26 protein-coding genes are annotated in these 25,489 nt (G+C 67.3%); 14 read left to right on the top strand and 12 right to left on the bottom strand.

Annotated features, from left to right (window positions below; all coding sequences use genetic code 11):
* Window positions 1-7: 7 nt before the first annotated feature.
* From KZX42_RS11910 to KZX42_RS11865, 10 genes are all read left to right on the top strand, one after another.
* Window positions 8-1,021 carry a hypothetical protein gene (locus tag KZX42_RS11910; protein WP_248119557.1) on the top strand — a complete coding sequence of 338 codons (1,014 nt, stop codon included), beginning with the start codon at window positions 8-10 and terminating at the stop codon, window positions 1,019-1,021.
* Between the two features lie 45 nt (window positions 1,022-1,066).
* The gene (locus tag KZX42_RS11905; RefSeq protein ID WP_248119556.1) at window positions 1,067-2,944 is read left to right on the top strand and encodes a hypothetical protein; all 1,878 of its coding nucleotides are present in this window, start codon (window positions 1,067-1,069) and stop codon (window positions 2,942-2,944) included.
* A 36-nt stretch (window positions 2,945-2,980) separates the two neighbouring features.
* Window positions 2,981-3,862, top strand: a complete 882-nt coding sequence (locus KZX42_RS11900; RefSeq protein ID WP_248119555.1) for a hypothetical protein — start codon at window positions 2,981-2,983, stop codon at window positions 3,860-3,862.
* Window positions 3,863-3,904: 42 nt separating this feature from the next.
* Window positions 3,905-4,294 carry a hypothetical protein gene (locus tag KZX42_RS11895; protein WP_248119554.1) on the top strand — a complete coding sequence of 130 codons (390 nt, stop codon included), beginning with the start codon at window positions 3,905-3,907 and terminating at the stop codon, window positions 4,292-4,294.
* The gene (locus KZX42_RS11890; protein ID WP_248119553.1) at window positions 4,294-4,749 is read left to right on the top strand and encodes a D-Ala-D-Ala carboxypeptidase family metallohydrolase; all 456 of its coding nucleotides are present in this window, start codon (window positions 4,294-4,296) and stop codon (window positions 4,747-4,749) included. The genes KZX42_RS11895 and KZX42_RS11890 overlap by 1 nt, the downstream gene beginning before the upstream one ends.
* Before the next feature lie 66 nt (window positions 4,750-4,815).
* Window positions 4,816-5,166: a Gp49 family protein gene (locus KZX42_RS11885; RefSeq protein WP_248119552.1), complete on the top strand. Its 351-nt coding sequence runs from the start codon at window positions 4,816-4,818 to the stop codon at window positions 5,164-5,166.
* A 2-nt stretch (window positions 5,167-5,168) separates the two neighbouring features.
* Window positions 5,169-5,624: a hypothetical protein gene (locus KZX42_RS11880; RefSeq protein WP_248119551.1), complete on the top strand. Its 456-nt coding sequence runs from the start codon at window positions 5,169-5,171 to the stop codon at window positions 5,622-5,624.
* Entirely contained in the window at window positions 5,572-5,865 is a 294-nt protein-coding gene (locus tag KZX42_RS11875) for a hypothetical protein (RefSeq protein ID WP_248119550.1), read from the top strand. The genes KZX42_RS11880 and KZX42_RS11875 overlap by 53 nt, the downstream gene beginning before the upstream one ends.
* A gap of 81 nt (window positions 5,866-5,946) precedes the next feature.
* On the top strand, window positions 5,947-6,219 hold the full coding sequence (locus tag KZX42_RS11870) for a hypothetical protein (RefSeq protein ID WP_184277448.1): 273 nt from the start codon (window positions 5,947-5,949) through the stop codon (window positions 6,217-6,219).
* Window positions 6,220-6,530: 311 nt separating this feature from the next.
* Window positions 6,531-7,667: a hypothetical protein gene (locus tag KZX42_RS11865; RefSeq protein ID WP_248119549.1), complete on the top strand. Its 1,137-nt coding sequence runs from the start codon at window positions 6,531-6,533 to the stop codon at window positions 7,665-7,667.
* A 73-nt stretch (window positions 7,668-7,740) separates the two neighbouring features.
* Here the strand turns inward: KZX42_RS11865 and KZX42_RS11860 are convergent, their stop codons facing one another.
* Window positions 7,741-7,950 carry a hypothetical protein gene (locus tag KZX42_RS11860; protein ID WP_248119548.1) on the bottom strand — a complete coding sequence of 70 codons (210 nt, stop codon included), beginning with the start codon at window positions 7,948-7,950 and terminating at the stop codon, window positions 7,741-7,743.
* A gap of 20 nt (window positions 7,951-7,970) precedes the next feature.
* Window positions 7,971-9,251: an isocitrate lyase gene (gene aceA, locus KZX42_RS11855; protein ID WP_248119547.1), complete on the bottom strand. Its 1,281-nt coding sequence runs from the start codon at window positions 9,249-9,251 to the stop codon at window positions 7,971-7,973.
* Between the two features lie 157 nt (window positions 9,252-9,408).
* Between aceA and KZX42_RS11850 the strand changes: the two genes are divergently transcribed.
* Complete coding sequence (locus tag KZX42_RS11850; RefSeq protein ID WP_248119546.1) at window positions 9,409-10,839, top strand: helix-turn-helix transcriptional regulator; 1,431 nt, start codon at window positions 9,409-9,411, stop codon at window positions 10,837-10,839.
* Window positions 10,840-10,842: 3 nt separating this feature from the next.
* Here the strand turns inward: KZX42_RS11850 and KZX42_RS11845 are convergent, their stop codons facing one another.
* The 5 genes from KZX42_RS11845 to petA form a co-directional block, all read right to left on the bottom strand.
* A complete protein-coding gene (locus KZX42_RS11845) occupies window positions 10,843-12,306 on the bottom strand; it encodes a M28 family peptidase (protein WP_248119545.1) in 1,464 nt (487 codons plus the stop codon).
* A 252-nt stretch (window positions 12,307-12,558) separates the two neighbouring features.
* Window positions 12,559-14,226 carry a M28 family metallopeptidase gene (locus tag KZX42_RS11840; RefSeq protein ID WP_248119544.1) on the bottom strand — a complete coding sequence of 556 codons (1,668 nt, stop codon included), beginning with the start codon at window positions 14,224-14,226 and terminating at the stop codon, window positions 12,559-12,561.
* 145 nt (window positions 14,227-14,371) lie between these two features.
* Window positions 14,372-15,247: a cytochrome c1 gene (locus KZX42_RS11835; protein ID WP_248119543.1), complete on the bottom strand. Its 876-nt coding sequence runs from the start codon at window positions 15,245-15,247 to the stop codon at window positions 14,372-14,374.
* A gap of 5 nt (window positions 15,248-15,252) precedes the next feature.
* Window positions 15,253-16,557: a cytochrome b N-terminal domain-containing protein gene (locus KZX42_RS11830; RefSeq protein ID WP_248119542.1), complete on the bottom strand. Its 1,305-nt coding sequence runs from the start codon at window positions 16,555-16,557 to the stop codon at window positions 15,253-15,255.
* Between the two features lie 15 nt (window positions 16,558-16,572).
* Window positions 16,573-17,130 (bottom strand): ubiquinol-cytochrome c reductase iron-sulfur subunit, encoded by a 558-nt coding sequence (gene petA, locus KZX42_RS11825; RefSeq protein ID WP_248119541.1) that lies wholly within the window; start codon window positions 17,128-17,130, stop codon window positions 16,573-16,575.
* Between the two features lie 193 nt (window positions 17,131-17,323).
* Between petA and KZX42_RS11820 the strand changes: the two genes are divergently transcribed.
* Window positions 17,324-17,785 (top strand): tRNA (cytidine(34)-2'-O)-methyltransferase, encoded by a 462-nt coding sequence (locus tag KZX42_RS11820; protein WP_248119540.1) that lies wholly within the window; start codon window positions 17,324-17,326, stop codon window positions 17,783-17,785.
* 14 nt (window positions 17,786-17,799) lie between these two features.
* Here the strand turns inward: KZX42_RS11820 and KZX42_RS11815 are convergent, their stop codons facing one another.
* Window positions 17,800-19,617 (bottom strand): hypothetical protein, encoded by a 1,818-nt coding sequence (locus KZX42_RS11815; RefSeq protein WP_248119539.1) that lies wholly within the window; start codon window positions 19,615-19,617, stop codon window positions 17,800-17,802.
* A 155-nt stretch (window positions 19,618-19,772) separates the two neighbouring features.
* Here KZX42_RS11815 and hemF point away from each other — a divergent pair, with 155 nt between their 5' ends.
* Window positions 19,773-20,654 carry an oxygen-dependent coproporphyrinogen oxidase gene (gene hemF / locus KZX42_RS11810; protein WP_248119538.1) on the top strand — a complete coding sequence of 294 codons (882 nt, stop codon included), beginning with the start codon at window positions 19,773-19,775 and terminating at the stop codon, window positions 20,652-20,654.
* A 57-nt stretch (window positions 20,655-20,711) separates the two neighbouring features.
* Here hemF and KZX42_RS11805 read toward each other — a convergent pair whose 3' ends face one another.
* Both KZX42_RS11805 and KZX42_RS11800 read right to left on the bottom strand, forming a co-directional pair.
* Entirely contained in the window at window positions 20,712-21,446 is a 735-nt protein-coding gene (locus KZX42_RS11805; protein ID WP_248119537.1) for an SDR family NAD(P)-dependent oxidoreductase, read from the bottom strand.
* Window positions 21,447-21,615: 169 nt separating this feature from the next.
* Entirely contained in the window at window positions 21,616-22,488 is an 873-nt protein-coding gene (locus KZX42_RS11800; protein ID WP_248119536.1) for a LysR family transcriptional regulator, read from the bottom strand.
* A gap of 77 nt (window positions 22,489-22,565) precedes the next feature.
* Between KZX42_RS11800 and KZX42_RS11795 the strand changes: the two genes are divergently transcribed.
* On the top strand, window positions 22,566-23,624 hold the full coding sequence (locus KZX42_RS11795) for a putative sulfate exporter family transporter (protein WP_248119535.1): 1,059 nt from the start codon (window positions 22,566-22,568) through the stop codon (window positions 23,622-23,624).
* Here KZX42_RS11795 and KZX42_RS11790 read toward each other — a convergent pair.
* Complete coding sequence (locus KZX42_RS11790; protein ID WP_248119534.1) at window positions 23,621-24,352, bottom strand: type 1 glutamine amidotransferase; 732 nt, start codon at window positions 24,350-24,352, stop codon at window positions 23,621-23,623. The genes KZX42_RS11795 and KZX42_RS11790 overlap by 4 nt on opposite strands.
* A 310-nt stretch (window positions 24,353-24,662) precedes the next feature.
* Window positions 24,663-25,469 carry a 23S rRNA (adenine(2030)-N(6))-methyltransferase RlmJ gene (gene rlmJ / locus KZX42_RS11785; RefSeq protein ID WP_248119533.1) on the bottom strand — a complete coding sequence of 269 codons (807 nt, stop codon included), beginning with the start codon at window positions 25,467-25,469 and terminating at the stop codon, window positions 24,663-24,665.
* Window positions 25,470-25,489: the final 20 nt, after the last annotated feature.

Here is a 25,489-nt window from a genome sequence, read left to right as displayed (position 1 = left end):
TGAAAGGGTGGGCGCGCTGCACGACGCCAAGGCCAAAAGCCTCACCGATCTGGCGAAAGGCGACGTGAAGGAGCAGGCGCTGGCGCGCTGGCTGGACGCGCGCGGCTTCCGCGAGGCGGACTGGGCGATCATGCGGGCGGCGCCGGTGTTCGAACCCCGACCAGGGGCGACGTTCCTGAAGCCGGACGACATCGCCCAGCCCGAGCTGGGGCTGCGGCTGGCGGAAGCGATCGATCTGGAGACGCGGCTGGTGTCGCCGGAGACGACGCTGGAGGCGCGGTCAATGTTCATCACCCAGCGGCCCGGCACACTGTGGGGCGAGATCCAGCGTTCCGCGTCGATGTTCAAGGGGTTCACCGCCACCCTGACCACCCTCTACGCCCAGGAGATGGCGCTGCAGGCGCGCGCGCGCGGCGGGAACGCCCTGGCCAATCTGGCGGGCATGGCGGCCGAGGCGGTGATCTTGCTGACCATCGGCGGCGCGGTGACCATGCAGTTGCGCGAAATGGTCAAGGGCAACGATCCCAAGCCTATGGACGACGCCAAGTTCTGGGGCGCAGCGCTGGCGCAGGGCGGCGGCCTGGGGATCGCGGGCGACTTCTTCTATGCGGCCCAGGCGCGGAACGGGGCGACGGCGCCGGTGGCGGCCTATGGTCCAGGCGGTCAGCTGATCAGCGATATTTGGGGGCTGACGGGCGGCAATGCGCTGGAGATCGCGGCCGGTTTGGCTGATGGCGAAGACCTGGGCGAAGCGGTCGCGGGCGCCCGGCCGGGGCGGGATGCCGCCAGGTTCGTCGGAAACTACAACGCCCTGTCCAGCCTGTGGTGGAGCCGCGCCACGTTCAGCCGACTGGTGACGGACAACCTGCAGCGGGCGCTGGATCCCGAAGCCGAAGAGGCGTTCCAGCGCCGGGCGCGGCGGATGGAGAAGGAAACCGGCCAAGGCCAGTGGTGGCCGCAAGGATCGAACGCACCGGATCGCGCGCCGGATCTGGCGAACATGGGCGGTCAATCGGACTAGCGCTCCACCGCGTTGCGGCCCCTGCCCTGGCGGCAAAGTCGTGTCATGGCCGCATTGCCCGAAAACGACCGGATTGCCGGTCCCTTCATCGCCCTCGCCGGCCAGACCGACTTCCCGGCGGATTTTCCGTTGCTGAACCCAACTGCCGTTCGCGCCCGCCTTCTGCGGGCCGGGGCCGCCTTTGAGTTGACGCCTCCGCTGGTGGCGGCCGTTGAGGTGTCGTCGGAGGGGTTCACCGGTCGTCTGGACTATGACGTGCTGGCGGGCGATCTGGTCTGGATCTACAGCGAGCTTCCGGCGGCAAGGCTACGTCAGCACACCCCGAACGGCGCCGTGCGTTCGGCGACACTGGAGGCCGACGCCGAAGCGTTTCAAGCCCAGTTGCAAGAGCATCGCGCCAAACTGGGCCGCAGCATCGTTCTGCCAGTCGGGGTTGTTGGGGGCGTCGCGCCCTGGGCGCCCGGCATGGGCGAGCGGTTCCTGACCATCGGCGCCGACGGTGCGCCGCGCGTTCAGACCCGGCCGGACGATTTCGCCGCCCTGGGCAAGCTGAACCGCACCGCCGACAATCTGGACGGCGAGGACGAAGCCCAGGCGCTGCGCGAAAATATCGGCCTGAGACGCGCGACGCCGACCGAGGCGCGCGACGAGGCCGTGGACGATGTGTCGATGACGCCCAAGGCGGCGTTCGCCGCCGCGCGCGTGCTGGTCGAGTGGATCAATCCACGCGAAAAGCGTTTTGCTGGCGGGGCGCGCCTTAACGGCGTGGACGACGATGCGCCGTCGATCCGCGCCGCCATCGCCTTTGCACGCACGCAGGGAACGCGCTTCGGCGGCGGATGTCCGAAAATGAAGCTGCCGGCCGGTGTCGTTCGGCTGGCCAGCGCGCACCCTAGTCTGCCGGACCGGACGCTGGACGTGACCGCGGCGGATAATCTCGTGCTGGAAGGTGAAGGCGATGGCGCGACGACCCTGCTGAACCTGGGCGACCGCGCCGCGATCAAATCATCCGACGCCCAAGGCAATCCCTTGTTCCGCCTGGGCCTCAAGGACTTCACGGTCCAGGGGCCGGGATCGACCTATGTCAACGCCGATGGGATCGACCTGGGGCCGAACAACAACTGCCTCGTCAACAACGTGCGGATCTTTGCGGCGCGCAGGGGCCTTGCCTATGGCGACAGCTTCCATTCCCGGTTCACCGGCGTGCAGATGAATGGCCAGGGCGGTCTGGCTGTGCGAGATGGCTTCTTCGCCAAAGAGGGCACGCTGACCCAGCCGGAGAACGCGGTCGAGATCATCGGCGGACAGGTGTTTGGCGCGACGCGATATGGCTTCCGTGGCGAGTGCGTCACGGGGACGAAAGTGTTCGGCACCGAAGTGCTGGGTTGCGGGAACATCGGCGTTTACATCGGTGAAAGCCCGAACGGCAAAGACTTGAAATGGTTCACATGGGTGGGCGGCCTGATCGATACCTGTCCCGACCTTCTGGTCATCAAGCGCGGATCCGCCGCGCTGGCCCACTACATGCACCTGTCGGGGATGTGGTTGGGCTACGCCAATGAAGGCTTGCCGGGGGCGGGTGTCGGCGTCGAGCTGGACGGTTTGAAGGACTGCGCCTTCAGCGCCGATATGTTGGTCAACACCAGCTACGCGGCCTTGGTGAGCAACTGCGAGCGCATCTACTGGGGGGCGCGCACCGTCAGTCAGTATGATCGCCTGCTGCAGGGTTCGCCTGCCATTGTCGTCAACAACGTCACCCGTTCGCGGTTCGACATCGGCACGACAAATCGTGAAACCGGGGCGCCGTCGACGCAGGCCTTTATCGAACAGGGCGCGTCGAACCGAAACTACGTCACCGGCTATTTCGACGGCACGGTTACGCTGGTCGGCGCACAATCTCGTTTCGACGGCGTCACGGGCTGAATTGCTTTCGACCAGAGGCTGGGTCAGAATCCCGCCATGATCGATGCTGCTGGCCATCTGGACACCGTGCTGTTGGAGCGTCACCGCGCCCCGACCGACGGGCTATGTTCGACGCCCGGGCGCTTCACCAACTGGCTTGGCCTTCAGACCAGAGCCGATCTTTTCCCCGGCGCAGTCGGCCTAGATGGCGCGATCATGGATGCGCCCCCCGTTCCTGATGATGGCGTCTATGGCGGCGCGGCGGAATACTGCGCGCTTCTTTCCGCCATCGAAGCCGCACCCCGCGACCGCTTCACCGCCGTTGAGCTGGGCGCCGCATGGGCGCCGTGGATCTCGGCCGCCGGCGTGGTGTGCCGACGGCAGGAACGAGACGCTGTCCGCCTGGTGGGCGTAGAAGCCTGCGCCCGCAAGGCCGCTGTGGCGCGCGAACATTTGACCCACAATGGTCTGGACGCTTTCAGCCCGACGATCCTTGAGGCCGCCGCTTGGTCGGAAGACGCGCGCCTGTGGTTTCCGCGCGAAGCCGCTTTGGCCGATTACGGGGCGGCCGCGACCGCCGATGCGGCTGAAACGGACTATCGCGGCGGCGTGTTCGACGGCGCGCCAGTTCAGGGCCTGTCGGTTGAAACGATCTGCGCCGGACTGGATCAGATCGACTATATGCATTGGGACATCCAGGGGGCGGAAGAGCGGGTAGCCGAGGCGTCAATCGCCTTCCTGACCGGCCGCGTCCGGCAAATCTGCATCGGCACGCACAGCCGCCGGATCGAAGGCGTGCTGATGGAACTGTTTCATAGCCACGGCTGGACCCTGCTGTGGGAGCGCGCCTGCGGCTTCCGCTACGATCCCAACCGGCCGACGATTGAGGGCATGACGCACACGGACGGCGAACAGGTCTGGCGCAACACGCGCCTCTGAACCGCGCGTTGCAGGCTATGCCGGCGGGCCATTCTGCCCGTCATGCACTGGAAGCCCGCCCTTCTCGAAATCCTTGACGGCCTGCGCCACTGGCTGGAGCCGTTCGTGCCGGGGGCCGTGGGCGCGGCCATCGGCCAGATGTGGGAACCCGGCCTGGGTTGGCGCGACCGCTTGGCGCAATGGACCGTGGGTGTGACATTCGCCGCCTTCCTGGTTCCAGCCGCCGGCCATGTCTTCCACTGGCCCCTGCCCCTGATCAACGCCGTCGGCTTCGTCGTCGGGACGCTGGCCTTCAAGGCCTACAAGCCCCTGCGCGAGGCCTTCATCGCCGGGGCGTCCGGCGGGCTGAAGCTGTTCTTCACCAATCTCGGCAGCTGGGTTCCGCGTCGCGGCGCCGCGCCGGTTCCCCCGCCCACTGAAGGAGAAGGCTGATGGCCCCGACCCAGCGCCTGTCGGCGCATTTCTCGCTCGCCGAGATGACCCATTCCGCCACGGCGGCCCGCAAGGGCATCGCCAACGTCGCGCCGCCGCACATCGTCGATCAGCTGATCCTGACGGCCGACCGCATGGAGCATGTGCGGACCCTGCTGGGCGACCGGCCGATCAGCGTCCTGTCCGGCTATCGCAGCCCCGAGGTCAACACGGCCGTGGGCGGATCGCCGACCAGCGCACACCGCACCGGCCATGCGGTGGACTTCATCTGCCCGTCGTTCGGCACGCCCGCCCAGGTCGCCGCCTACCTCGCCAAGCACCTGAAGGACTTCGACCAGATCATCGAAGAGTTCGATCAGTGGGTTCACGTCGGCTTCGGCCCCGGCAAGCGCAAGCAGCTGCTGACCGCGCGCAAGGTGGCCGGCCGGACGAAGTATTCGCCGGGGATCGGCTAGCAGATTGTCCCGAATGGCGAAATGCGAGCCGGGCGCTCTCCCGGCAATCTGAACTGGAGACCTAAAATGGACAGTGCAGCCCTTAAGGCGACCGAAGAATATTCGGCCGCAAAAGCTACCCACCCTCGGGTGTCGCTGGACGACATGAAGTCCAAGATCATCGGCGAGCATTACTTCACGGCCGGCGCCGCCGCTGAAGCTCTGGGCCAACCTGCGCACCCATCGCTGTCACTGCTGACGATCTGCATCCTCGTCATGCAGAACGGCTTCACCGTGATCGGCAAGTCAGCGACAGCCTCGCCGGAGAACTTCGATCCTGAAAAGGGCAAGCTGTTCGCCTATGAGGACGCCATCAAACAGCTCTGGCCTCTTGAAGGCTATGCGCTGCGTGAGCGTCTATCGGCCAAGGCGGCCTGATCATGCTGACCGCCCTCGCCCTGTTCCGCGCCAACCGTCGGTTCCTGACGCTGCTGGTCCTGCTGATTGGGGCGGCGGCGGCCTACTTCTGGCTTGAGAAAGCCAAGGCTGATCGCGCCCTGTTGCTGACCCAGGCGCGCGAGATCTGCGCCACGGTCAATGTGCCATTCCAGCCCGAAGGCTCGCGCCAGAAGGACTGGGGCCGCCTGTGCAACAGGCGCGTCGCCGAGCTGGTGAACTACCAGGACAAGGTCCAGTCCGGATCGCTCGACGCCATGCTGGCCGACCTTGAGCGCCGCGAAGGCAAGCAAGCGGCGGATGCGGCCCTGGCGGCCGTCTATGCCAAACGGGCGACCGACGCCCTCACCCGAATGGAGGCGGCCGATGCGGCAGTCGAGAACGATCATGTCGGCGGCGATTGGGCTGCTGCTGTCAACGACCTTGCCGGGCTGCGCTAGCGGCCCGGCGCCCGTCGCGCCGCCCCCCGAGGTGGTGGTGCGCACGGTGCGCGAGACGCCGCCGGCCGAGCTGCTGCGCTGTCCCGCCGCCGTCCCCGGCCTGCCGACCGACGGCGGCGCCATGATCCCCGCCGACTGGCGCGCCGGCATCCGCCGCCTGGCCAAAAGCCGGGGCGACCTGTTCGACCAGGTCAGCCGCCTGATCCAGTTCCATACCGGCGAGGCGTGTCCGGCCGGTTGAGGTCGCGTTGCCGCATTCGTCGGGGCCGTAGCCTGATGATCAGATCGCCATGGTGGCGGTCGTTCTGCAGGAGAGCGCCCCATGGCCCTGAACAAGAACCAGCTGTCGAAGGTCAGCAACCTCAACTCCGTCACCGGCGCGGCCGCCAGCCGCCAGATCTGGCACTATGACGCCGGGGCCGACAGCGTCGCGACCGCCGTCGCCGCCGGCTATTTCAACGACGTGCGCGGCTATCTATTCGCCGGCGACGTGATCCACCTGGTCGCCGCCGGCGGGACCGCCTTCCGCGTCCTGACCGTCACGGCCGCGCCGAAGTCCGGCAACGTCACCGTGGCGGCCGCCGCCTTCAGCTGATCCGGTTCGCCCGGCGACGCGCGGTCTTGTTCCCGCCGCGCGCGCTGTGATGCGACGAACGCCCCGGCGAATAATGACGCCGGGGCGTTCTGCTGTCCGATGAGGCGTTCGGGCGGGGTGCGATCCGGTGCGACGGCGTCCGACTTAAGGCGACGATTAACCCGGAAGTCGGACGGTCTTTCGAAAAAAGTCATAGGAAACAACAGGCGATTTTCGCGGCCATCTTAACCGTCGGGTAACCATGAGGAACGCCTTATAAGCGCCCATAGTGTTGGCGCTTTTGCGCGCGTAATCGCCTTGAGGATGTTCCAATGAAATCGGCCCCCCTGCGCCGCGGCGTCTCCGCCGTCGCCCTCGTCGCCGCCATGATACTCGCAAGCTGCGAGAGCGGACCCTCCAAGGCCGAGCTGGAGGCTCAACGTCTTGCGGCTGAACTGGCCGCCCGCCAGCCGCCGCCCATTTCGCTGAACCAGGGCGTAGCCGAAGCCGCATCCATCTATGTCGCCTTCCTGCGCGAAGCCCGCACCATCCAGCCGGGCGGCTTCCCGGACGCGGAGTCGATCCAGGCGGCGATCCGCAAGGGCGCCTCCTATGACGCCGAACAGCTGTCGCGCGGCCTGATCGCCTATGGCGCCATCATCGCCATGCAGTCGCCCGAGTTCGTCGCGGGCGTGCGTCAATACGCCATCGATCCGACGCAGCGTCAGCAGATCGTGGCCCAGATCGTCGCCGACCCAGCCTACGCGGCCACCCTGCCCGGCGCCGACGCCGCCGCCGGCCTGATCGCCAGCACTATCGGCAAGGATTCGGTCGCCATGCGCGCCATCGCCGAGGGCATCGAACAGGACGCCTATACGATCCAGGGCCGCAGCGATCCGCGCCGACGCTGGGCCACCACCCCCATCGCCAACCGCGAGGTCCGGCTGGAGGGCGCCAAACACCTGTCCGAGGTGGATATGCTGCCGTCGGCCGAGGAATCGGCCCAGCTGTTCGCCGCTGGCAACAGCGGAACCGGCCTGCGACTTGAACCGTCGCGCAAGGGTCCGCCCTATACCCCGGCGGTCGTGCGTTCGCTGGCCATCGCGGCCCTGGGCGCCCTGGGCGCCGGCGGCGACGAGGCGCGCGCCAACACCGAGGCCCTGACGCACGAGCCGAACAGCGAGTTCTGCTTGAGCATGTCCAAATTGATGCTGTTCCAATGCTTGGCCGCCTCGCGTCCCAGCTATGAGGACATCTTCTGCCTGGGCCGTCACGTGACCCGCGATCTGGCGACCTGCACCACCGAGGCCACCCAGATCACCACCATCATCGTCGGCGATCCCCAGGAAACCGGCGCCCCGGCCCGCACGCCCGTCGCCGCTGTGGCGCCGGCCCAGACATCGGCCCCGGCCGCAACGCCGGCCGTCGCCACCACTCAATCGCTGAACACCGGCCCGACCACCCGCTAAGGTCGCCCGATCACGAACGACGAAAGGCCCGCCCCGATCGCTCGGGACGGGCCTTTTTTTCATACGCGGCGGCCTATTCGTAGCCGTGGGCCGCCTCGTTGATGACCTGCGACGGCATGGACGAGAAGTCCACGGCGACCGGCGTCGCGGTCTTGGACTGATAGGTTCGCAGCACGTGCGTCATGCGACGACGCACTTCGCGTTCGGCCTCCGTACCGCTGTCGAGCGCCAGGGGCGCCAGGCAGAAGTCGATGATGGCTTCGGTTCGGGTCAGCGGTTCCATTTGTGCGGTTCCTTTTCTGATTAAGCCGCGGTGGTGAACTGGGCGGTCTCGGTCGAGTCCTTCAGCGCCGTGGTCGACGATGTGCCGTTGGAGATGACCGTGGCGACCTGGTCGAAATAGCCGGTGCCGACTTCGCGCTGATGGCGGGTGGCGGTGTAGCCGCGCGCCTCGTTGGCGAACTCGCGCTGTTGCAGCTCCGAATAGGCCGCCATGCCGTTGTCGCGATAACCGTCCGCCAGCTCGAACATCGAGTTGTTCAGGGCGTGGAAGCCCGCCAGGGTCACGAACTGGAACTTGTAGCCCATGGCCCCCAACTCGCGCTGGAACTTGGCGATGGTGGCCTTGTCCAGCTTGGCCTCCCAGTTGAACGACGGCGAGCAGTTGTAGGCCATCAGCTTGCCCGGATGCTTCTTCTGCACGGCTTCCGCGAACTTCTTCGCGTCGTCCAGATCCGGGTGGCTGGTCTCCCACCACAGCAGGTCGGCGATATTGGCGTAGGACAGGCCGCGCGCGATGCAGTGGTCCAGGCCCGTGCCTTCCTTCAGGCGGAAGAAGCCCTCGGGCGTGCGGTTCTCGCGGTCGATGAAGGGCTGGTCGCGCTCATCGATGTCCGAGGTGATCAGCTGGGCCGATTCGGCGTCGGTGCGGGCGACCGTGATGGTCGGCGTGCCCATGACGTCGGCGGCCAGGCGCGCGGCGACCAGGTTGCGCTCATGCGCCTGGGTGGGGATCAGCACCTTGCCGCCCAGGTGTCCGCACTTCTTCTCCGACGCCAGTTGGTCCTCGAAATGGACGCCCGCGGCGCCCGCCTCGATGAAGGCCTTCATGATCTCGAAGCTGTTCAGCGGGCCGCCGAAACCGGCCTCGGCGTCCGCGACGATGGGGGCGAACCAGTCGCGCTTGGCTCCGCCCTCGGCGTGCTCGATCTGGTCAGCGCGTTGCAGGGTGCGGTTGATGCGGCGGCACAGTTCCGGCGCGGCGTTGGCCGGATACAGCGACTGGTCGGGGTACATGGCGCCCGCCGTATTGGCGTCCGCCGCGACCTGCCAGCCCGACAGATAGATCGCCTTCAGACCCGCGCGAACCATCTGCATCGCCTGATTGCCGGTGACGGCGCCCAGGGCGTTGATGAAGGGCTCGGTGTGCAGCAGCTCCCACAGGCGGTTCGCGCCCCGCTCGGCCAGCGTATGGGTGACCGGCACCGAACCGCGCAGGCGCAGGACGTCCTCTGGCGTATAGGGGCGCTCGATGCCGTCGAAGCGGCCGGCGGGCGAAGGAACCAGGTCGGCGAAGGTGGTCATGGTCGAACTCGTCTCTGGGAAAGGCGCGGCCGCAGCCGCCGTCTCGGAGACAAGAACACGGCGAAGTCACGAATGACACAGCGCGAACCACCATATATAAGTCACTTTGTCACAACACGACTTTGCACAATCAGTCATGTTGTGACATTCTGCACGTATGGACGCCTCCGCCGACCGAAAACTGTTCCTCGGCGCCCGGCTGAAGCGCCTGCGGCGCGACCTTGCCCTGACTCAAACGGCCATGGCCGCCGACCTGGGCTTTTCTCCCAGCTATCTCAATCACATAGAGCGGAACCAACGACCCGTCTCGGCCCAGCTTCTGCTGCGGCTGGCCGACACCTACGATGTCGATCTGCGCAGCCTGAACCAGGCGGGCGCGGCTGACGAGGCGCGCCTGACGGAGGTCTTGGCCGACCCCCTGTTCAAGGGTCTGTCCGCCCCCCGGCATGAGCTGGTGCGCTTGCTGGAAGAGGCGCCCGGCGTCGCCGACGCCCTGCTCCGACTCTATCAGGCGTTCGACGACGGCCGCGCCAAGGCCCGCGCCGCCGCCGAGACCGGAGAAGGCCTGATCGAATCCAGCCCCGCCGACTGGGTGCGGGAATATATCCAGTCGCGCGGCAACCACTTCCCCGACCTGGACCAGATGGGCGAGGCCCTGGCCGAGACCCTGGCGGCCGAGGCGCCGGTCCACGCCGATGGCTTTGAACCCGCCGCGCGCCAGCGTCTGGCCGCACGCCACGATCTGGGCGTCCGCACCCTGCCCGCCGAGGTCATGGTGGAATGGACGCGCCGCTACGACCTGCACCGCCGTCGCCTGCTGCTGTCGGAGACGCTGGGCCCGTCGTCACGCGCCTTCGCCATCGCCTATCAACTGGCCCTTGTCGAACAGGGTCCGGCCCTGCACCAGATGGTCGAGGCGTCCGGCGCGCCCGACGCCGCCACCCGCGCCCTGCTGAAGGTCGCCCTGACCAACACCCTGGCCGCCGCCGTCCTGATGCCCTACGCCGCCTTCCAGCGGGCGGCCGAGGACGGCGGTTACGATCTGGCCCGGCTTCAGGCACGGTTCGGCGTCAGCTACGAACAGGCGGCGCACCGACTGACCACCCTGTCGCGCCCCACCGCGCGGGGCGTGCCCTTCTTCCTGATGCGGGTGGATCAGGCGGGCAATATCTCCAAACGCTATGCGGCCGGGGCCTTTCCGTTTTCGCGTTTCGGCGGCGCCTGCCCGCGCTGGCGACTGCATTCGGCCTTCCGCACGCCGGGCCGGATTGTCACCCAGATCATCGAGACGCCGGACGGCAATCGCTGGTTCACCTTCGCCCGCACGGTCGAGCGCCAGGGTCACGACGGCTATGGCGAGAGCCACGACCTGGCCGTGGGCCTGGGTTGCGAACTGCGCCACGCCCATCGCCTGGCCTACGCGCGCGGCCTGGACCTGGACAGCCCGGACGTGACGCCCATCGGCCCGGCCTGCCGCCTGTGCCACCGCCACCCCTGCGCCGAACGCGCCGCGGCCCCCATCGACCGCCCGCTGGCCGTCGACGACTGGTCCAAGTCTGTCAGCCCCTACCCCTTCGGCGCGGCCTGACGCCTACCGCCGCTGGTCGGCCGTGCGGTCCCGGATGGCGTTGAACTCGGCCGTGGGCTTCCAGGCGGGCCAGCTTTCGCTGTCCGCCACGGTCAGGCCCAGCCGATACAGCAGGTCCAGGTTCTGCAGGGCCGCCGTGAAATCATAGTCGGCCCGCCATTCGTCGGTCAGCTTGTGGTAATAGCGCTCCATCTGCCCCTCGTAATAGGGCTTGCCCGCTTCGATCCCGCCCTCGATGAAATCGCGCCCGGTCCACGGCATCAGGGCCGGCACCCCGCCCGCCGCGAAGTTGAAGTGGTCCGAGCGGTAGTAGAAGCCTTCCTCGGGATAGCCGTCTCCTGTCACCACCCGCCCCTGCACGGCGGCGAACCGCCCCAGGATGTCCTCCAACTCCGACTTGCCGACGCCGAACACCGCCACGTCCCGCGTCGCGGGCGTGAAGGGCAGCATGTCGATGTTGATGTCCGCCGCCGTCCTGGCCAGCGGATAGACCGGATCGGCGGCATAGGCTTCGGACCCCAGCAGCCCCTGCTCCTCGGCCGTGACGTGCAGGAAGACCACGGTGCGCTTCGGGGCCGGCCCCGCCTTGAACGCCCGAGCCATCTCGATCAGGCCGGCGGTGCCTGACGCATTGTCCCAGGCGCCGTTGAAGATGTCGTCGCCCTCGGCGTTGGGCGTCTTGGCCTTGCCGACGTGATCCCAGTGGGCGGAATAGAAGACATATTCGCCCGGCCGCTCCGTGCCGGAAATCTTGGCCAGCAGGTTGTTGGAGTGGATGACTTCGGTGGTTTCGGCGATATCCACGTCCAGACGTGCGCCCAAATCCACCGCGCCGCCCAGGGCGCCGGTCTTGGCCCGCGCCAGAGCCGTCTCCAGCACCGGGCCGCCGATGGCCGTGGCCGCCGCCATGTTGATCGATCCGGTGAACCGCGCGTCCTGGGCGCCCTTGATCGTCATTTGCGGTCGGGTCGCGCCAGCCACGGCCCGGCGCCAGCGGCCGTCCTGCTCCTGCAGGGTGATGACCCCCACCGCCCCGCGCTTCAGCGCCTCCTGCATCTTGTGGGTCGTCGAGCCGTAGAAGTTGGGGTCCGCCCCCATGCTGGCCGGCTGCCCGCGCAGCACGACGACGATCTTGCCGGTCAGGTCGGCCGCGCCATAGTCGTCCCATATCGGGCCGGAAACGCCATAGCCGGCGAAGACCAGCGGCGCGCCCGCGATCCTGACCGCCGGATCGGCCGCCCCGGCGCGCAAGGTGATGTCGGCGCCCGAGGTCAGCACGTGGCGCGCACCGTCCGCCCCCGTCCAGGCCGCCGTCGGCGCCCGCTCAGGCGTGAACCGCAGCAGATCGACCGGCTGCAGCCACGATCCGTCGCGACCGCCCGGTTCCAGCCCCATCGCCTCATATTGCGCCTGCAGATAGGCCAGGGTCAGCCGTTCGCCGACCAAGCCGGGGAACCGTCCCTCCAACTCGTCCGACGCCAGGTATTTGATGTGGTCCGACAGGCGCTGCGCTGAACTGTGGCGTCGCGGCCGAGGCGGCGGCGAAGGCGTCCGCCGCTTGGCGCGGCGCAGGGACCGGCGCGGTGGCGCAGGCGGCCAGCGCCAGGGCCGCAAAGGCCACGAAGGGGGAACGACGAAGGATCATAGGCTTAACTCGATACGAAAACGGCGAACGGGACGGAGATGCCTCCCCGCCCCGCCCCAAACACTGTGCGGAAATCAGCGACGCTCTGACGCCGTGGTCGCCCGCACCGGCCCGAACTCCGATCCCGGCTTCCACTGCGGCCAGTCGCGGCTTTCAGCCAGGGCGCGGCCGACGTCGTAGAAGACCTGCAGGTCCTCGATCATGCCGCGATAGTCCCAGTCCGGCGACCACTCGTCCGCCGCCTGGTGATAACGTTTGGCCCCATACTCCGCCCTCGCCGCCTCGCGCGCGGCGATCGGCGCGTCGCGGAAGTCGCCACGGCTTCCGGCATAGGCCATCGGCACGCCGCGCTTGGCCAGGGGGAAGTGGTCCGAGCGATAATAGGTGCCGGCCGCGTTCTCGTGATCGGGAACCAGGGTCCGCCCCTGCGGCTGGATCGCCGCCGCCAGCCGCTCGTCGAAATCCGACTGGCCGTATCCGGTGACGCCCAGGCCCGTGACGCGCCCATAGACGTTCATCGAATCCATGTTGAAGCCACCGACTGTCTTGGCCAGCGGATAGACCGGGTTCACCGCATAGTATTCCGAACCCAGCAGGCCGCTTTCCTCGCCGGTGAAGCTGATCATGACGATGGAGCGTTCGGTGCGCGGCGCGCGACCGAACATTCGCGCCAGTTCCAGCAGGCCCGCCGTGCCCGAGGCGTTGTCCACCGCCCCGTTGAAGATGCGGTCGCCGGTGGCGTCCGGCTCGCCCATGCCGATGTGATCCCAGTGGGCGGTGTAGAGGACCGTCTCGTCCGGGTGGGTCGCGCCCGGCAGGCGGGCGATGACATTGTGGCTGGTGACCTGGTTGGTCGCCACGTCGAACTCGGTCGAGAAGGACGCCCCTGTCAGGGCGACGGGCTGGAAGTCGCGGCTGCGCGCCTTGACCTTCAGAGCCTCGAAATCCAGACCGGCGCGGCGGAACAGATCGACGGCCACGTCACGTTGGACCCAGCCCTCCATCGGCACGCGCTCGGCGGCGGCGTTCTGGCGCAGGATGTCGAACTGGGGCACGCCCCAGGAGTTGGCCACCGTCTGCCAGCCATAGGACGCCGGCGCCGTCTCATGGACGATCAACACGCCCGCCGCGCCCTGGCGCGCCGCCTCCTCGTATTTGTAGGTCCAGCGCCCGTAATAGGTCATGGCCTTGCCGCCGAAGGTGTTCAGCGCCGGCTCCTCGAAGTCGGCGTCATTGACCAGCACGACCAGGATCTTGCCGCGCAGGTCCTGACCCTTGAAGTCGTCCCAGTTCCGCTCGGGCGCCTTGATGCCGTAGCCGACGAAGACCAGCGGGGCATCCTTCAGGCTGACGTGCTGGGCCGGGCGGCGGGTCGAGATCGCCACCTCGCGCCCTTGGGTCATCGGCAGGGTCCAGTCGCCCAGCTTCAGCGAGGCGTGGACGTTGGACTGGACGAAACGGTTCAGGATCACGTCCTGTGTCCACTGACCATTCGGCCCGCCCGGCTGGAAGCCGGCGGCGGCGTAGCCTTCGCTCAGATAGCGGATGACCTTCTCTTCCGCCGGGGTGGCGATGCCGCGCCCCTCGAAACTGTCGTCCGACAGGGTCTTGATGTCCTGCGAGATGCGCGCCGCATCGAAGGCGGGAACGGCATGGACCGCCGCAGGATTTGGCGCGGTCGCACAGGCCGACAGGGCGGCGCCGGCCAACAGCATGGCGGCGAAGGAAGAGACGAAACGCATGAAGGGCCCCACAGCCGGAAACGATAGCGGACCCTAGGCGGCGGAACCCATCGTGTCGATTCCGTGTCGCGGGCCAATCGTCGCAAACGAAAAGCCCGCCGAAGCGAACTTCGACGGGCTCAAGGATTTCGGCCTTGCGGCCGCTTTAGTGGGCGACGCCCTTCCAGATGCGGCGATAGGCGGCGTAGGTGACGCCCGCGAAGATCAGCAGATAGATCAACACGCCGAAGCCGGCCTGTTTCCGCTCCACCATCTTGGGTTCCGAGGTCCAGGCGATGAAGGCGGCGACGTCTTTGGCGTACTGGTCCACCGTTTGGGGCGAACCGTCGTCATAGGTGACCTGGCCGTTCTGCAGCGGCGGCGGCATGGCGATGAAGCCGCCGGGCGGCACATGGCCCTTGGTCTCGTCCCAGAACGGCGTCAGGTCGCCGGCCATATAGGGGTTGTAGTGCTGACCGTCGCGGATGGTCAGGCCCGCCGGCGGGTTCCGATAACCCGACAGCAGCGAATAGATGTAGTTGGCGCCGTCGTGACGGGCCTTGGCCATCACCGACAGGTCGGGCGGGGCCGCCCCGCCGTTGCCCGCCGCCGCCGCCGTCGCGTTCGGATAAGGGGCGCGGAACTTGTCGGCGGGAGTGGCGTCGCGCTGGATCGCTTCGCCGGTCTCGCTGTCGATGTCGCCGACCTGCACTTCCTTAGCCAGGGCCTTCACGACCGGGTTGTCGTTCGGGTTCGGATACTTGGGATTCCAGAACGGCCCATGACGGTCGCCCAGGTTCCGATAGTGCATCAGGTTCATGCTGTGACAGGCGGCGCAGACCTCGTGATAGACCTTGTAGCCGCGTTGAAGCTGGCCCTGGTCATATGTGCCGAACGGCCCTTCGAAGCTGAACCCGCCCGAGCGCGGATGCGCGGCCCCGCCCGAGGCCAGGGCGGGCGCGGCGCCCGCCATCAGGCCCAGGGCGACAGCGGCCGAGGCGATGATCGTCTTGAACGACATGGTCTTGGTTCCGATCGTCATGCCCCTCACCCCTTGTGCTCGACGGCGTCCGCGCCAGTCAGCACCGGCTCGGAAATGGTCGCCGGGATCGGCAGCGGCTGCTCCTTCAGGCCGACCAAGGGCATGATCACCAGGAAGAAGACAAAATAGTAGAGGGTGAACAGGCGCGTCAGCCACAGATAGCTGTTCAGGTCGCCGTCGAAGAGGGTGAAGGTCTTGAACGACCCGATCACATGGGCGTCCGGCAGTTGCCCGCCGCACCAGCCAAGGCCCACGCCGACCACCAGGAAGATGATGAAGAACACCTTCATCGTCGGGCGATAGCGCATGGAGCGCACCTTGGACGTATCCAGCCAAGGCAGGACGAACAGCACGCCGATGGCGCTGAACATCGCCACCACGCCGCCGAACTTGTCGGGGATGGCGCGCAGGATCGCGTAGAAGGGCAGCATGTACCACTCGGGCACGATGTGCGCCGGCGTCTGCAGCGGGTTGGCCGGGATATAGTTGTCGGCGTGGCCCAGGGCGTTCGGCTGATAGAAGACGAAGATCGCGAACAGGATCAGGAACAGGATGATGGCGAACCCGTCCTTGACCGTGAAATACGGATGGAAGGGCAGCGTGTCCTTGGCCTGACGATCCTTGGGGATCAGGATGCCGACCGGATTGTTCTGACCCGCCGCGTGCAGCGCCCACAGGTGCAGGACGACGCAGCCCAGGATGGCGAACGGCAGCAGATAGTGCAGCGAGAAGAAGCGGTTCAGCGTCGCATTGTCGATCGCCGGGCCGCCGCGCAGCCAGATCAGGATCGGCTCGCCGACGCCGGGGATGGCTCCGATCAGATTGGTGATGACCTCGGCGCCCCAGAAGGACATCTGGCCCCATGGCAAGACGTAGCCCAGGAAGGCGGTGGCGATCATCAGGAAGAAGATCACGCAGCCGATGATCCAGATCATCTCACGCGGCGCCTTGTAGGAACCGTAGTACAGGCCCCGCAGCATGTGCAGATAGACCGCGATGAAGAACATCGACGCCCCGTTGGCGTGGACGTAACGGATCAGCCAGCCGCCGTTGACGTCGCGCATGATGCGCTCGACCGAGGCGAAGGCCAGGTCGACGTTGGGCGTATAGTGCATGGCCAGAACGATGCCGGTGACGATCTGGGTCACCAGGCACAGGGCCAGGATGCCGCCGAAGGTCCACCAGTAGTTCAGGTTCCTGGGCGTCGGCAGGGACATATAGTCCGCGCCAAAGCGAATGATCGGCAGACGGCTGTCCAGCCATTTCTCGACGCCCGTCTTCGGGACGTAGGTGCTCTCGTGGTCGCTCATGATCCCCCCTTGTCCTCAGCCGATCTTGACGCGGGTGTCGGACAGATAGTCGTAGTCCGGCACAACCAGGTTCAGGGGCGCAGGCCCCTTTCTGATGCGGCCGGAGGCGTCGTAGTGCGAGCCGTGGCAAGGGCAGAACCACCCGCCGAAATCGCCCGCGCCAAAGGTCGGCACGCAGCCCAGGTGGGTGCAAGAACCGATGACGACCAGGTATTTCTCGTGCCCCGGCTTGGTGCGCTCGGCGTCGGTCTGGGGCTGTTTCAGGTCGGACGCATGGTCGTCGGCGATGACGCGCTGCAGCTCGGCCGGAGTGCGATAACGCACGAACACCGGCTTGCCCTGCCATTTGATGACGACCTGCTGGCCTTCCTGCACCTTGGTCAGGTCAAACTCGATCGAGGCCAGGGCCAGGGTGTCGGCGGCCGGGTTCATCTGGTTGATCAGGGGCCAGGCGATCATGGCGCCCGCGCCGACCGCTGCGGCGCCCGCCGCGATATAGATGAAGTCACGGCGATTGGGATCGCCGCTCTCGGGATTGCCAGAGTCTTGGGTATGCACGACCGATTCGGCCAAGTTTCCACCTCCCGATCGCCGCAGGAGAAGCCCTAGGGCCTCCCCAGCCGCGGCGCCAAACCAACATACGACGCGGGATTTCCCCACGGCCCTTGACCTGCGCCCCTCTGACGCAAGCTGCTGACGTTTCTTGCGAAACGCTCGCAAATAGACCGCGACAAACCCCCTCGCCGCGCGTATCAACGGGCTTAGAATGCGTCTCGCCCTTTTTCAACCGGACATTCCTCAGAACGTCGGCGCCTGCATCCGGCTTTCGGCCTGTTTCGGCGTCGATCTGCATGTGATCGAGCCGACGGGCTTCCGTTTCGACGACCGCGCCATGAAGCGCGCCGCCTTGGATTACGGTCCCCTGTCGCATATGACCCGCCATGCGGACTGGGACGCCTTCCAGGCCGACCGCCCGGCGGGACGGCTGGTTCTGCTGACCACCAAGGGCGCCACGCCCCTGCCCGACTTCGTCTTCCGCCCCGACGACATCCTGTTGTTCGGCAAGGAAAGCGCAGGCGCGCCGGACCATGTCCACGCCGCCGCCGACGCCCGCGTCGTCGTGCCGCTACGCGCGGGCGCCCGCTCTCTGAACCTGTCGGTCACCGCCGGCATCGCCCTGTGGGAAGGCCTGCGCCAGACGGGCGGCGTCGGTCAGCCCTCAAGCTAGCTTCGACGCCTGGCCTACGGCGTCGAAACGGCGTTCGCTTCCAGCACGCGATCGCCGGCAAGAAGATAATCCCCCGCCGGGTCCAGCCGGACACGAACGACGCGGTCAGCGCCTGACAAAGGCGTTCGGGCGCCGTCGATCTCGAGGGTCCGCCACTCGACCGAGCCGTCGTCCCGCTCCAGACCACAGCTGAACCGAGGCAGCCAGTAGACCGCGCCGTTCTGCACCAGGATCAACTGATCCCCCTGCCGCTCCAGGGCGATCCTCGGCGCACCGCGACCTTCGACCCAGGGCGTCAGGAACCGTCGCGCAACGTCCGCACTAGGTCCGAACCCCTGGACGAAGCTGTCATAGTCGGTGCGGCCCAGAGGTTCGGCGACATAGGCCCGCACGCCGGTGTCGAAAGCCTGTCGTCCCAGCACCCGTTCCAGCATGGCCAGCGTCCACGCCCCCTTGGCGTAGGAGACCCCCGCGTTTGACGGATCATCGTTCAATGCGCCCGCCATCGCCGTTTCGTTGATCAGGAACAGGCGCGCCTGATCGTTCCAGAACCAGCGCCGCGCTTCCGCACCATATCGGCGCTCTATGACCAGACCCTCGGCATAGGTCGACCAGCCTTCGGCCAGGAAGTTGCGGGCCGCCCCCGATGGTCGCGTCCACAGGTGCGCCACCTCATGGTCGAAGAAGGCCCTGACCGGAAAATCATTGATGCGCGAGGGCACGCCTCCCGCCGCCCCCGTAAACAGGGCCTGGTTCGAGAAGAAGTGCCATCCCGTCCCATTGCGTCCCCTGGCCTGGATTACTGAAATGCGATCCAGCGGCGGCGCGCCGAACCGGCCCGCGAGCAAGTCCCAGGTTTCGTTCGCGGCGGCGACTAACTGATCCGTCTTGGGCGTATAGTCGGGCGTGGCGAAGACCGAGAGCGTCACCTCTCCGAACCGGGCGTCGACGGGGGCCCAGGCCTCGTCATAGGCGAAGGATACGGCGGCGATCGGCCCCGATGATCGGGCAACGACCGTCCGCTGTCCCTCCACGACCGCATCGGTCTGAGGCAGATCGACGGCCAGCTTCAAACGCTCTGGGGCGCGAATCGAAATCTGGAAGTCCGCCAGCCCCTCATCCACGCCGAAGCCGAAGAACGGATGCCACCAGTACTGATTTCGGATGTGGCCATAGGCGTCGGCGAACATTGCGGAGTTCCCGCCCGGCGTGCGCTCGACCTTGATGTGATACTGGACCGAGACGCGGTGCGATCCCTTCGGCGCATCGACCCAGGCGAACCCGTCCTGGAAAAGGAATGGAACCGAGCGGCCGTCGATCGTTACCGCATCTATGACCGCCCCCGTGTTCAGCCCGAAGAAGAAGCCCTGGTCCGTTCCGACCGTAACCTCCATCTCGTCCACGGCCGACAGGCCGACGCTGGGATCAAGCTGGACAGCGATCCGATGCGTGCGGATGCGGTTGACGCTGAACGGCGTTCGGGCCTCGATCTTCCACCCCATTTCGGTCCAGCGCGCGCTGTGAAGCCCGGAGTATCGAAGCGAAGCAGAGGTTTCATTACCGCTGTCGTCCAGCTCGGCATGACCGGAAAGCAGGATGGTCGCCGTCTTCTCGCGTGCGTTCCAGCGGATGATGTGCGGGCTGCCCGACAGACGGGGCAGGTCGGCGCGAACCAGCCGGTCTGTGGCTGGCGTGGATCCATACCGCGCGATGAAGCCGTCGGGATCGTTCACGAATGCCGTTGAGATCGCGGTCGCATAGTCCTGCAGGGACGCGCGATCTTGAGCCGCCGCTGGCGCCACGCTCAACAGCAGCGCAAGCGCGATCGACACCGAAAAACCCTTCATGACAGCGCCCCCGCCCAACGATCAAGACCAGCTTCCGAGGTAGATAAGGCTCCGCTTCCGGTCACGTTAAATGGCGGTAAGTGTTCGCCTCGGGCTCTGCCACATTGGCGGACGCGCCGCGTCGGTCTAGGACCGAACCCATGAGCGACGCCGTCTTCTCCGATCCGCTCGACCTGAAGAAGGTCGAGACCCGCGCCTGGTTCGAACATCTGCGCGATCGCATCCACACCGCCTTCGAGGCGCTGGAGGACGCGGCACCCGCCGATCTGTTCCCCGGCGCACCGGGCCGTTTCGTCCGCACGCCCTGGGAAAGGCCGGAAGGCGGCGGCGGCGTCATGGGCATGATGCACGGGCGGCTGTTCGAAAAGGTCGGGGTCCACGTTTCGACCGTCCACGGCAGCTTCCCCGCCGACTACGCGAAGTCTGTGCCCGGCGCCGACGTCGATCCGCGCTTCTTCGCCACGGGGATCAGCCTGATCTGCCACCCGGTCAGCCCGCGCGTGCCGGCGGTTCACATGAACACCCGCTTCATCGCCACGACAAAAAGCTGGTTCGGCGGCGGCGGCGATCTGACGCCGGTGCTGATGGCGGATCGGCGTCAGGACCACCCCGACACCCTGGCCTTCCACGCCGCCATGCAGGCCGCCTGCGACGCCCACGACCCGGACTGGCACGCCAATTACAAGGCTTGGTGCGACGAGTATTTCTACCTGCCGCATCGCCAGGAGCCGCGTGGCACCGGCGGCGTCTTCTACGACCATCACGACAGCGGCGACTACGACCGCGATTTCGCCTTCACCCGCGACATCGGCCTGGCCTTCCTGGACGTCTATCCCCGTATCGTCGCCGCCCGCATGGCCGAGCCTTGGACGGCGGAAGAGCGCGAGGAACAGCTGGTCCGGCGCGGCCGATATGTGGAGTTCAATCTGCTCTACGACCGGGGCACCATGTTCGGCCTGAAGACCGGCGGAAACGTGGACTCCATCCTGTCGTCCATGCCGCCCATGGTGAAATGGCCCTAGTCCGTCGTCGAGGCGGACACAGGCCGGGGCGCGTCCGACACGCCCCGGCCTGATCCATCAGATCGCGGTGACCAGATAACCGCCGTCGACCGGCAGGATCGCGCCATTGACGAAGGAGGCCGCGTCGGACGCCAGGAAGGCGATGACCTGGGCCACTTCCACCGGCTCGCCGAACCGGTTCATCGGCGTCCGGTGCAGCAGCCGCTCGGTCGAGCCGGGATAGATGGTGTCGACCTTTTCCAGCAGCGGGGTGTTGATCCATCCCGGCGCCACCGAGTTGACGCGAATGCCGTCACCGGCATAGGCGCCGGCCAGCGACTTGGTCATCTGGACGATCGCGCCCTTGGCCGACGAATAGGCCACCGAGGTTCCGCCGCCGAAGTAGGCGTACATCGAGCTGATGGTGACGATGCTGCCCTTGGTCTTGGCCAGCAGCGGGCGGGACAGTTCGATGGTCTTGAACACGCCATCGAGTTGGATATCCAGCACCTTGCGATAGGACGCCCACTCCATTTCCTTCTCGCCGAGGGCGATCCCCGCCGCAGGCACAAGGATGTCCAGCCGGTCCAATCCGTTAATCAGTGCGGCCAGCCCGTCATGGTCGGTCACGTCCAGTTCGCGCAGGTCCAGGGTCACGCCGTCCCTAACCTGGGTCTTGTCGCTGCCCAGACCGGCGGCCACGACGGTCGCGCCGAGGGACGCCAGATATTCCGCTGTCGCAAGACCGATCCCCGACGTTCCCCCTGTGACCAGCGCCACCTTGCCCTTGAAGAGATCCTTGTCGAAAACCATTGTCTTTCCTTACGATAAATGTGTCAGGCCACGACCGTCCCGAGGGAGGCATGACCCGGATCGACGCCCGAGACAGCACTTAGGGAGGCCAAGGGCGCCCTGCCAGAAAGCGGCCCGCATTTCTCCGTTCGGCAGCCGGACAGGTTTCGTCCATCATCCGCAATCGCGGTCAGAGCACGCCGACGAAGGCGTCGCCCGCCCGGCTGCGATAGCGTTCCTTGTGCCGCAACAGGCGGAACGGCCGTTGCGGCAGGGTGAAGGGCGCTGTCGCCAGCCGACCGGCCGCCACCGCCGCATAGGCCACGCTTTCGGACAGGGCCGTGGCGCCCGCCCCCGCTTCGGCCGCCGCCAGCACCGCCTCATTGGACGGCAGGGTCATGGTTACCGACAGATCGGCCGGATCGACGCCCGCGTCCCGCACCGCCGCCTCCAGCGTCGAGCGGGTGCCGGACCCGACTTCACGCAACACCCACGGCTGGTCCGTCAAATCGCGCGCCTCCAGCCGTCGCAGCCTCGCCCACGGATGGTCCGGCGTGACCAGCACCGCCAGCCGGTCCGATCCCACCTGGGTCTGGGACAGGGCCGGTTCGTCCACCGCCCCCTCGACCAGGCCGATCTCGGCCGCGCCGCTCAGCACCGCCTGCGTCGCCTCGCGCGTATTGCCGATCTCCACCGCCAGTTCGACGCCGGGATAGGCGGCATGGAAATCCACCAGCCGGCGCGGCAGCCAGTAGCTGGCGATGGTCTGGCTGGCGAACACGGCCAGCCGCCCGCGCCGCAGCGCGCTCATGTCAGCCAGCGCCGCCTCCGCCGCCTGGGCCCGCGCCAGCACCGCCCTGGCCTCGGGCAAGAAGGCGCGGCCTGTCTCGTTCAGCACGATGCCCCGCCCCACACGGTCGAACAGGCGCACATCGTGTTCGGCCTCCAGCGCCGCGATGGCGTTCGAAACGGCCGATTGCGTCAGATTCAGCGCCCTCGCCGCCGCCGTCACATGGTCGCGCTCCGCCACGGCGACGAAGATGCGAAGACGGTCCAGGGTCAAGACTGATCTCCAAATCGGATTGAAACAACCATATCTATCCGTTGGACCGGCGTCGACCCGGAGCGCATTTTTGGCCCATGAAATCCGCCGCCCTGCCCGCCCCCATCGCCGCGCCACGCCTGGCGAGCGTGAAGGCGTTCGGCGGCGCCATCCGTCCCGGCGTCATGCTGTGCCTGCTGGTGACGCTGGCCGCGATCGGCCTGACCAGCATTGAGCGCGACCTGATCGGTCACGTCTGGCTGGAGCCGCTGGTCCTGGCCATCCTGCTGGGGGCCGCCGTCCGCACTGCCTGGACCCCGGACGTGCGGTTCAAGGCGGGGATCGACTTTTCGGCCAAGACCCTGCTTGAGGTCGCGGTGGTCCTGCTGGGCGCCTCGGTCAGCGCCGCGACCCTGTCGGCCCTGGGCGCGGCCTTCGTGGTGGGCATCTTCGCGCTGGTGGCCCTGGCCATCATCGCAGGGTTCGGCGTCGGGCGGGCCCTGGGCCTGACCCCGCGCATGGCGCTGCTGGTGGCCTGCGGCAACGCCATCTGCGGCAACTCCGCCATCGCCGCCGTGGCCCCCGTGATCGATGCGGATGGCGAGGAGGTCGCCGCCTCAATCGCCTTCACCGCCGTTCTGGGCGTGATCGTGGTCCTGGCCCTGCCGCTGCTGGGCGGCCTGATCCATCTGAACGGCCTGCAATACGGCGCCCTGGCCGGCCTGACCGTCTATGCGGTGCCCCAGGTTCTGGCCGCCGCCGCCCCGTTCGGCGCCGTCGCGACCCAGACCGGCACAGTGGTCAAGCTGGTGCGGGTGCTGATGCTGGGGCCGGTGATCTTCGCCCTGTCGCTGCTTTTCCGCGACCGTGCGCCCGGCGCCGCAAAGCCCGGCCTGACCCGCCTGCTGCCCTGGTTCATCGTCGGCTTCCTGGTCATGATCGCCCTGCGTTCGCTGGACCTGATCCCGCCGCCTGCCCTGGCGCCGATGGCCGCCGCCTCCAGCCTGCTGACCGTCGTCGCCATGGCCGCCCTGGGCCTGCAGACCGACATCCGCGCCGTGGCCCGCGCCGGGGGACGGGTCGTCGCCGCCGTCGTCCTGTCGCTGGGCGCCCTGGTCCTTCTGGCGCTCGTGCTGATCCGGCTTCTGGGGCTCTAGATTCCGCTGCCCTGATCCTCCACCGGCGGCGGAGTCAGCAGCAGGAAGGCGCGGATCCAGGCGGTCAGCACAGCCCGGTCGTTGGGCCGCTTCAGACTGTCGATCGCCTCGTCCGCCAGATCATGCGGGATGCGCGCCCCCCGCCGTCCCTCGATCAGGGCCGCCGCATAGTCCGGCTGAAATTCCGGGTGGCACTGAAACGAAATGGCGTCCTCGCCCCAGGCCAGACCGGCATAGGGGGTAAAGCCGCTGGAGGCGATCACCCGCGCATCGTCCGAGATCGCGACCACCTGATCCTGATGCGACACCGGAATGGCGATGGTCCGCGCGCGCGGATGCATCCACGGCTCGTTCGCCCGCACGTCATAACGGTGCAGCCCCACGCCCCAGCCCTTGTCCGACTTCTCCACCACCCCGCCGAACGCATGGGCCAGCGCCTGATGGCCGAAGCAGATGCCGACCAGCCGTGTCCGCCCCCGCGCCGCCCTCAGCCAATCGACCAGCCGGGGTATCCACGGCAGATCTTCATAGACCCCCGCCGCCGAGCCGGTGACGATGGCCCCCTGAAACGCGGCGGGATCGTCGGGCAGATGGCCCGCCTGCACATTGAACCGCGTCGTCGGCACGCCCTCACCCAACAGCGCCCGGAACCGCGCCGGATAGTCGTCGAAGTCGTCCTTCAGATGCTCGGGCGGATGGCCGGTTTCCAGAATGGCGATGCGGGTCATGGGCGGAACCCTAGAGCCTGATCCGTTGAGATGGAATCGCTTTGCGATTTCATCGATGCGGTGAATCAGGCTCCAGATATGAGCGAGAGCCTGATCGTTTTAGCCGATTGCATCCCGGGCGCCAGCCGAAACGGGGTCCAGACATCGCAATCGACGCGCGCAATCCCTTGCCGCACAAGGGTTTGCGGCGTTCATTACCCAATCGACCTATGGCGCCCCCGACCTGGGTTATGATGACCGATCGGTCTTTGACATCGTCGTCCGCGACAAAACTTGGACTCGTTGGACTGTTTTTTCGGGGTCCAGGAATTCAGAAGGTCCAGACCTCGGCCTTGCCGCCGGCCTCGCCCAAGGCGTTCGCCACCCAGCCGCACACCTCGCGCGCCGCCGTTTCCGCACCGGCCAGCGGATTGACCACCACCATGGCGCAGCCGTTCATCTTCATCGGATTGGTCAGCGGCCTCAGCCGCGCCTCCGCGACCAGCGTCGGACCCGCCCGCCCCTGCAGCTTGCGGATGAAGGCGTCGAAGGTCTCCATATCCTTCAGCGGCGTCCAGATCGCCACGGTCGCCGACGGATCGCGCCGCACGATGGCGACCGCCGTCTCGGCCGAGCGGATATAGTCGTCGGGCTTTTCGAACGGCGGGTCGATCAGCACCAGCGGCCCGCGCGCCCTGGCCGCCTCGGCGACCGCCAGAGCATAGCCGTCGCCCTCGCGCGCCTCGGCGTTCGCCCGCCCCGCCAGCGCCTCGGCCAGCATCCGGCGCACCGGCGGGTTTAGTTCAAACCCGACATAGCGCCCGCCGGGCGCCAGGGCGTCCGCGATCAGCAGCGGCGATCCCGGATAGAACCGCACCCCGCCGTCCGGGTTGAACCCCGCCACCCGGTCGGCCAGGGCGTCCATCACGGGCGGGCGCCCTTGGGCGGTCATCAGCCGCGCCACGCCGGCCTCGGCCTCCTTCGACCGCGCGCCATCCCCCGACAGATCGTACAGCCCCGCCCCCGCATGGGTGTCCAGCACCAACGGCGGCCGGGCCTGCCTGACCAGCCACAGCACCAGGGCGTGTTTGACCAGATCGGCGAAGTTTCCGGCGTGAAAGCTGTGGCGATAGTTCATGCCGCCTCGTCCCCCGCCGC

It is taken from the genome of Brevundimonas sp. EYE_349 (assembly GCF_023147505.1).
Taxonomy (GTDB): domain Bacteria; phylum Pseudomonadota; class Alphaproteobacteria; order Caulobacterales; family Caulobacteraceae; genus Brevundimonas.
Note: the sequence above shows the minus strand (reverse complement) of the source record. Positions and strands in the feature narration are given on the sequence as shown.

Excerpts from the sequence above, each read along its gene's own strand:
- KZX42_RS11905 (WP_248119556.1), top strand. The coding sequence starts at position 1,067 with ATGGCCGCATTGCCCGAAAACGACCGGATTGCCGGTCCCTTCATCGCC.
- KZX42_RS11900 (WP_248119555.1), top strand. The coding sequence starts at position 2,981 with ATGATCGATGCTGCTGGCCATCTGGACACCGTGCTGTTGGAGCGTCAC.
- KZX42_RS11895 (WP_248119554.1), top strand. The coding sequence starts at position 3,905 with ATGCACTGGAAGCCCGCCCTTCTCGAAATCCTTGACGGCCTGCGCCAC.
- KZX42_RS11890 (WP_248119553.1), top strand. The coding sequence starts at position 4,294 with ATGGCCCCGACCCAGCGCCTGTCGGCGCATTTCTCGCTCGCCGAGATG.
- KZX42_RS11885 (WP_248119552.1), top strand. The coding sequence starts at position 4,816 with ATGGACAGTGCAGCCCTTAAGGCGACCGAAGAATATTCGGCCGCAAAA.
- KZX42_RS11880 (WP_248119551.1), top strand. The coding sequence starts at position 5,169 with ATGCTGACCGCCCTCGCCCTGTTCCGCGCCAACCGTCGGTTCCTGACG.
- KZX42_RS11875 (WP_248119550.1), top strand. The coding sequence starts at position 5,572 with ATGTCGGCGGCGATTGGGCTGCTGCTGTCAACGACCTTGCCGGGCTGC.
- KZX42_RS11870 (WP_184277448.1), top strand. The coding sequence starts at position 5,947 with ATGGCCCTGAACAAGAACCAGCTGTCGAAGGTCAGCAACCTCAACTCC.
- KZX42_RS11865 (WP_248119549.1), top strand. The coding sequence starts at position 6,531 with ATGAAATCGGCCCCCCTGCGCCGCGGCGTCTCCGCCGTCGCCCTCGTC.
- KZX42_RS11860 (WP_248119548.1), bottom strand. The coding sequence starts at position 7,950 with ATGGAACCGCTGACCCGAACCGAAGCCATCATCGACTTCTGCCTGGCG.
- aceA (WP_248119547.1), bottom strand. The coding sequence starts at position 9,251 with ATGACCACCTTCGCCGACCTGGTTCCTTCGCCCGCCGGCCGCTTCGAC.
- KZX42_RS11850 (WP_248119546.1), top strand. The coding sequence starts at position 9,409 with ATGGACGCCTCCGCCGACCGAAAACTGTTCCTCGGCGCCCGGCTGAAG.
- KZX42_RS11840 (WP_248119544.1), bottom strand. The coding sequence starts at position 14,226 with ATGCGTTTCGTCTCTTCCTTCGCCGCCATGCTGTTGGCCGGCGCCGCC.
- KZX42_RS11835 (WP_248119543.1), bottom strand. The coding sequence starts at position 15,247 with ATGACGATCGGAACCAAGACCATGTCGTTCAAGACGATCATCGCCTCG.
- KZX42_RS11830 (WP_248119542.1), bottom strand. The coding sequence starts at position 16,557 with ATGAGCGACCACGAGAGCACCTACGTCCCGAAGACGGGCGTCGAGAAA.
- KZX42_RS11820 (WP_248119540.1), top strand. The coding sequence starts at position 17,324 with ATGCGTCTCGCCCTTTTTCAACCGGACATTCCTCAGAACGTCGGCGCC.
- hemF (WP_248119538.1), top strand. The coding sequence starts at position 19,773 with ATGAGCGACGCCGTCTTCTCCGATCCGCTCGACCTGAAGAAGGTCGAG.
- KZX42_RS11805 (WP_248119537.1), bottom strand. The coding sequence starts at position 21,446 with ATGGTTTTCGACAAGGATCTCTTCAAGGGCAAGGTGGCGCTGGTCACA.
- KZX42_RS11795 (WP_248119535.1), top strand. The coding sequence starts at position 22,566 with ATGAAATCCGCCGCCCTGCCCGCCCCCATCGCCGCGCCACGCCTGGCG.
- KZX42_RS11790 (WP_248119534.1), bottom strand. The coding sequence starts at position 24,352 with ATGACCCGCATCGCCATTCTGGAAACCGGCCATCCGCCCGAGCATCTG.
- rlmJ (WP_248119533.1), bottom strand. The coding sequence starts at position 25,469 with ATGAACTATCGCCACAGCTTTCACGCCGGAAACTTCGCCGATCTGGTC.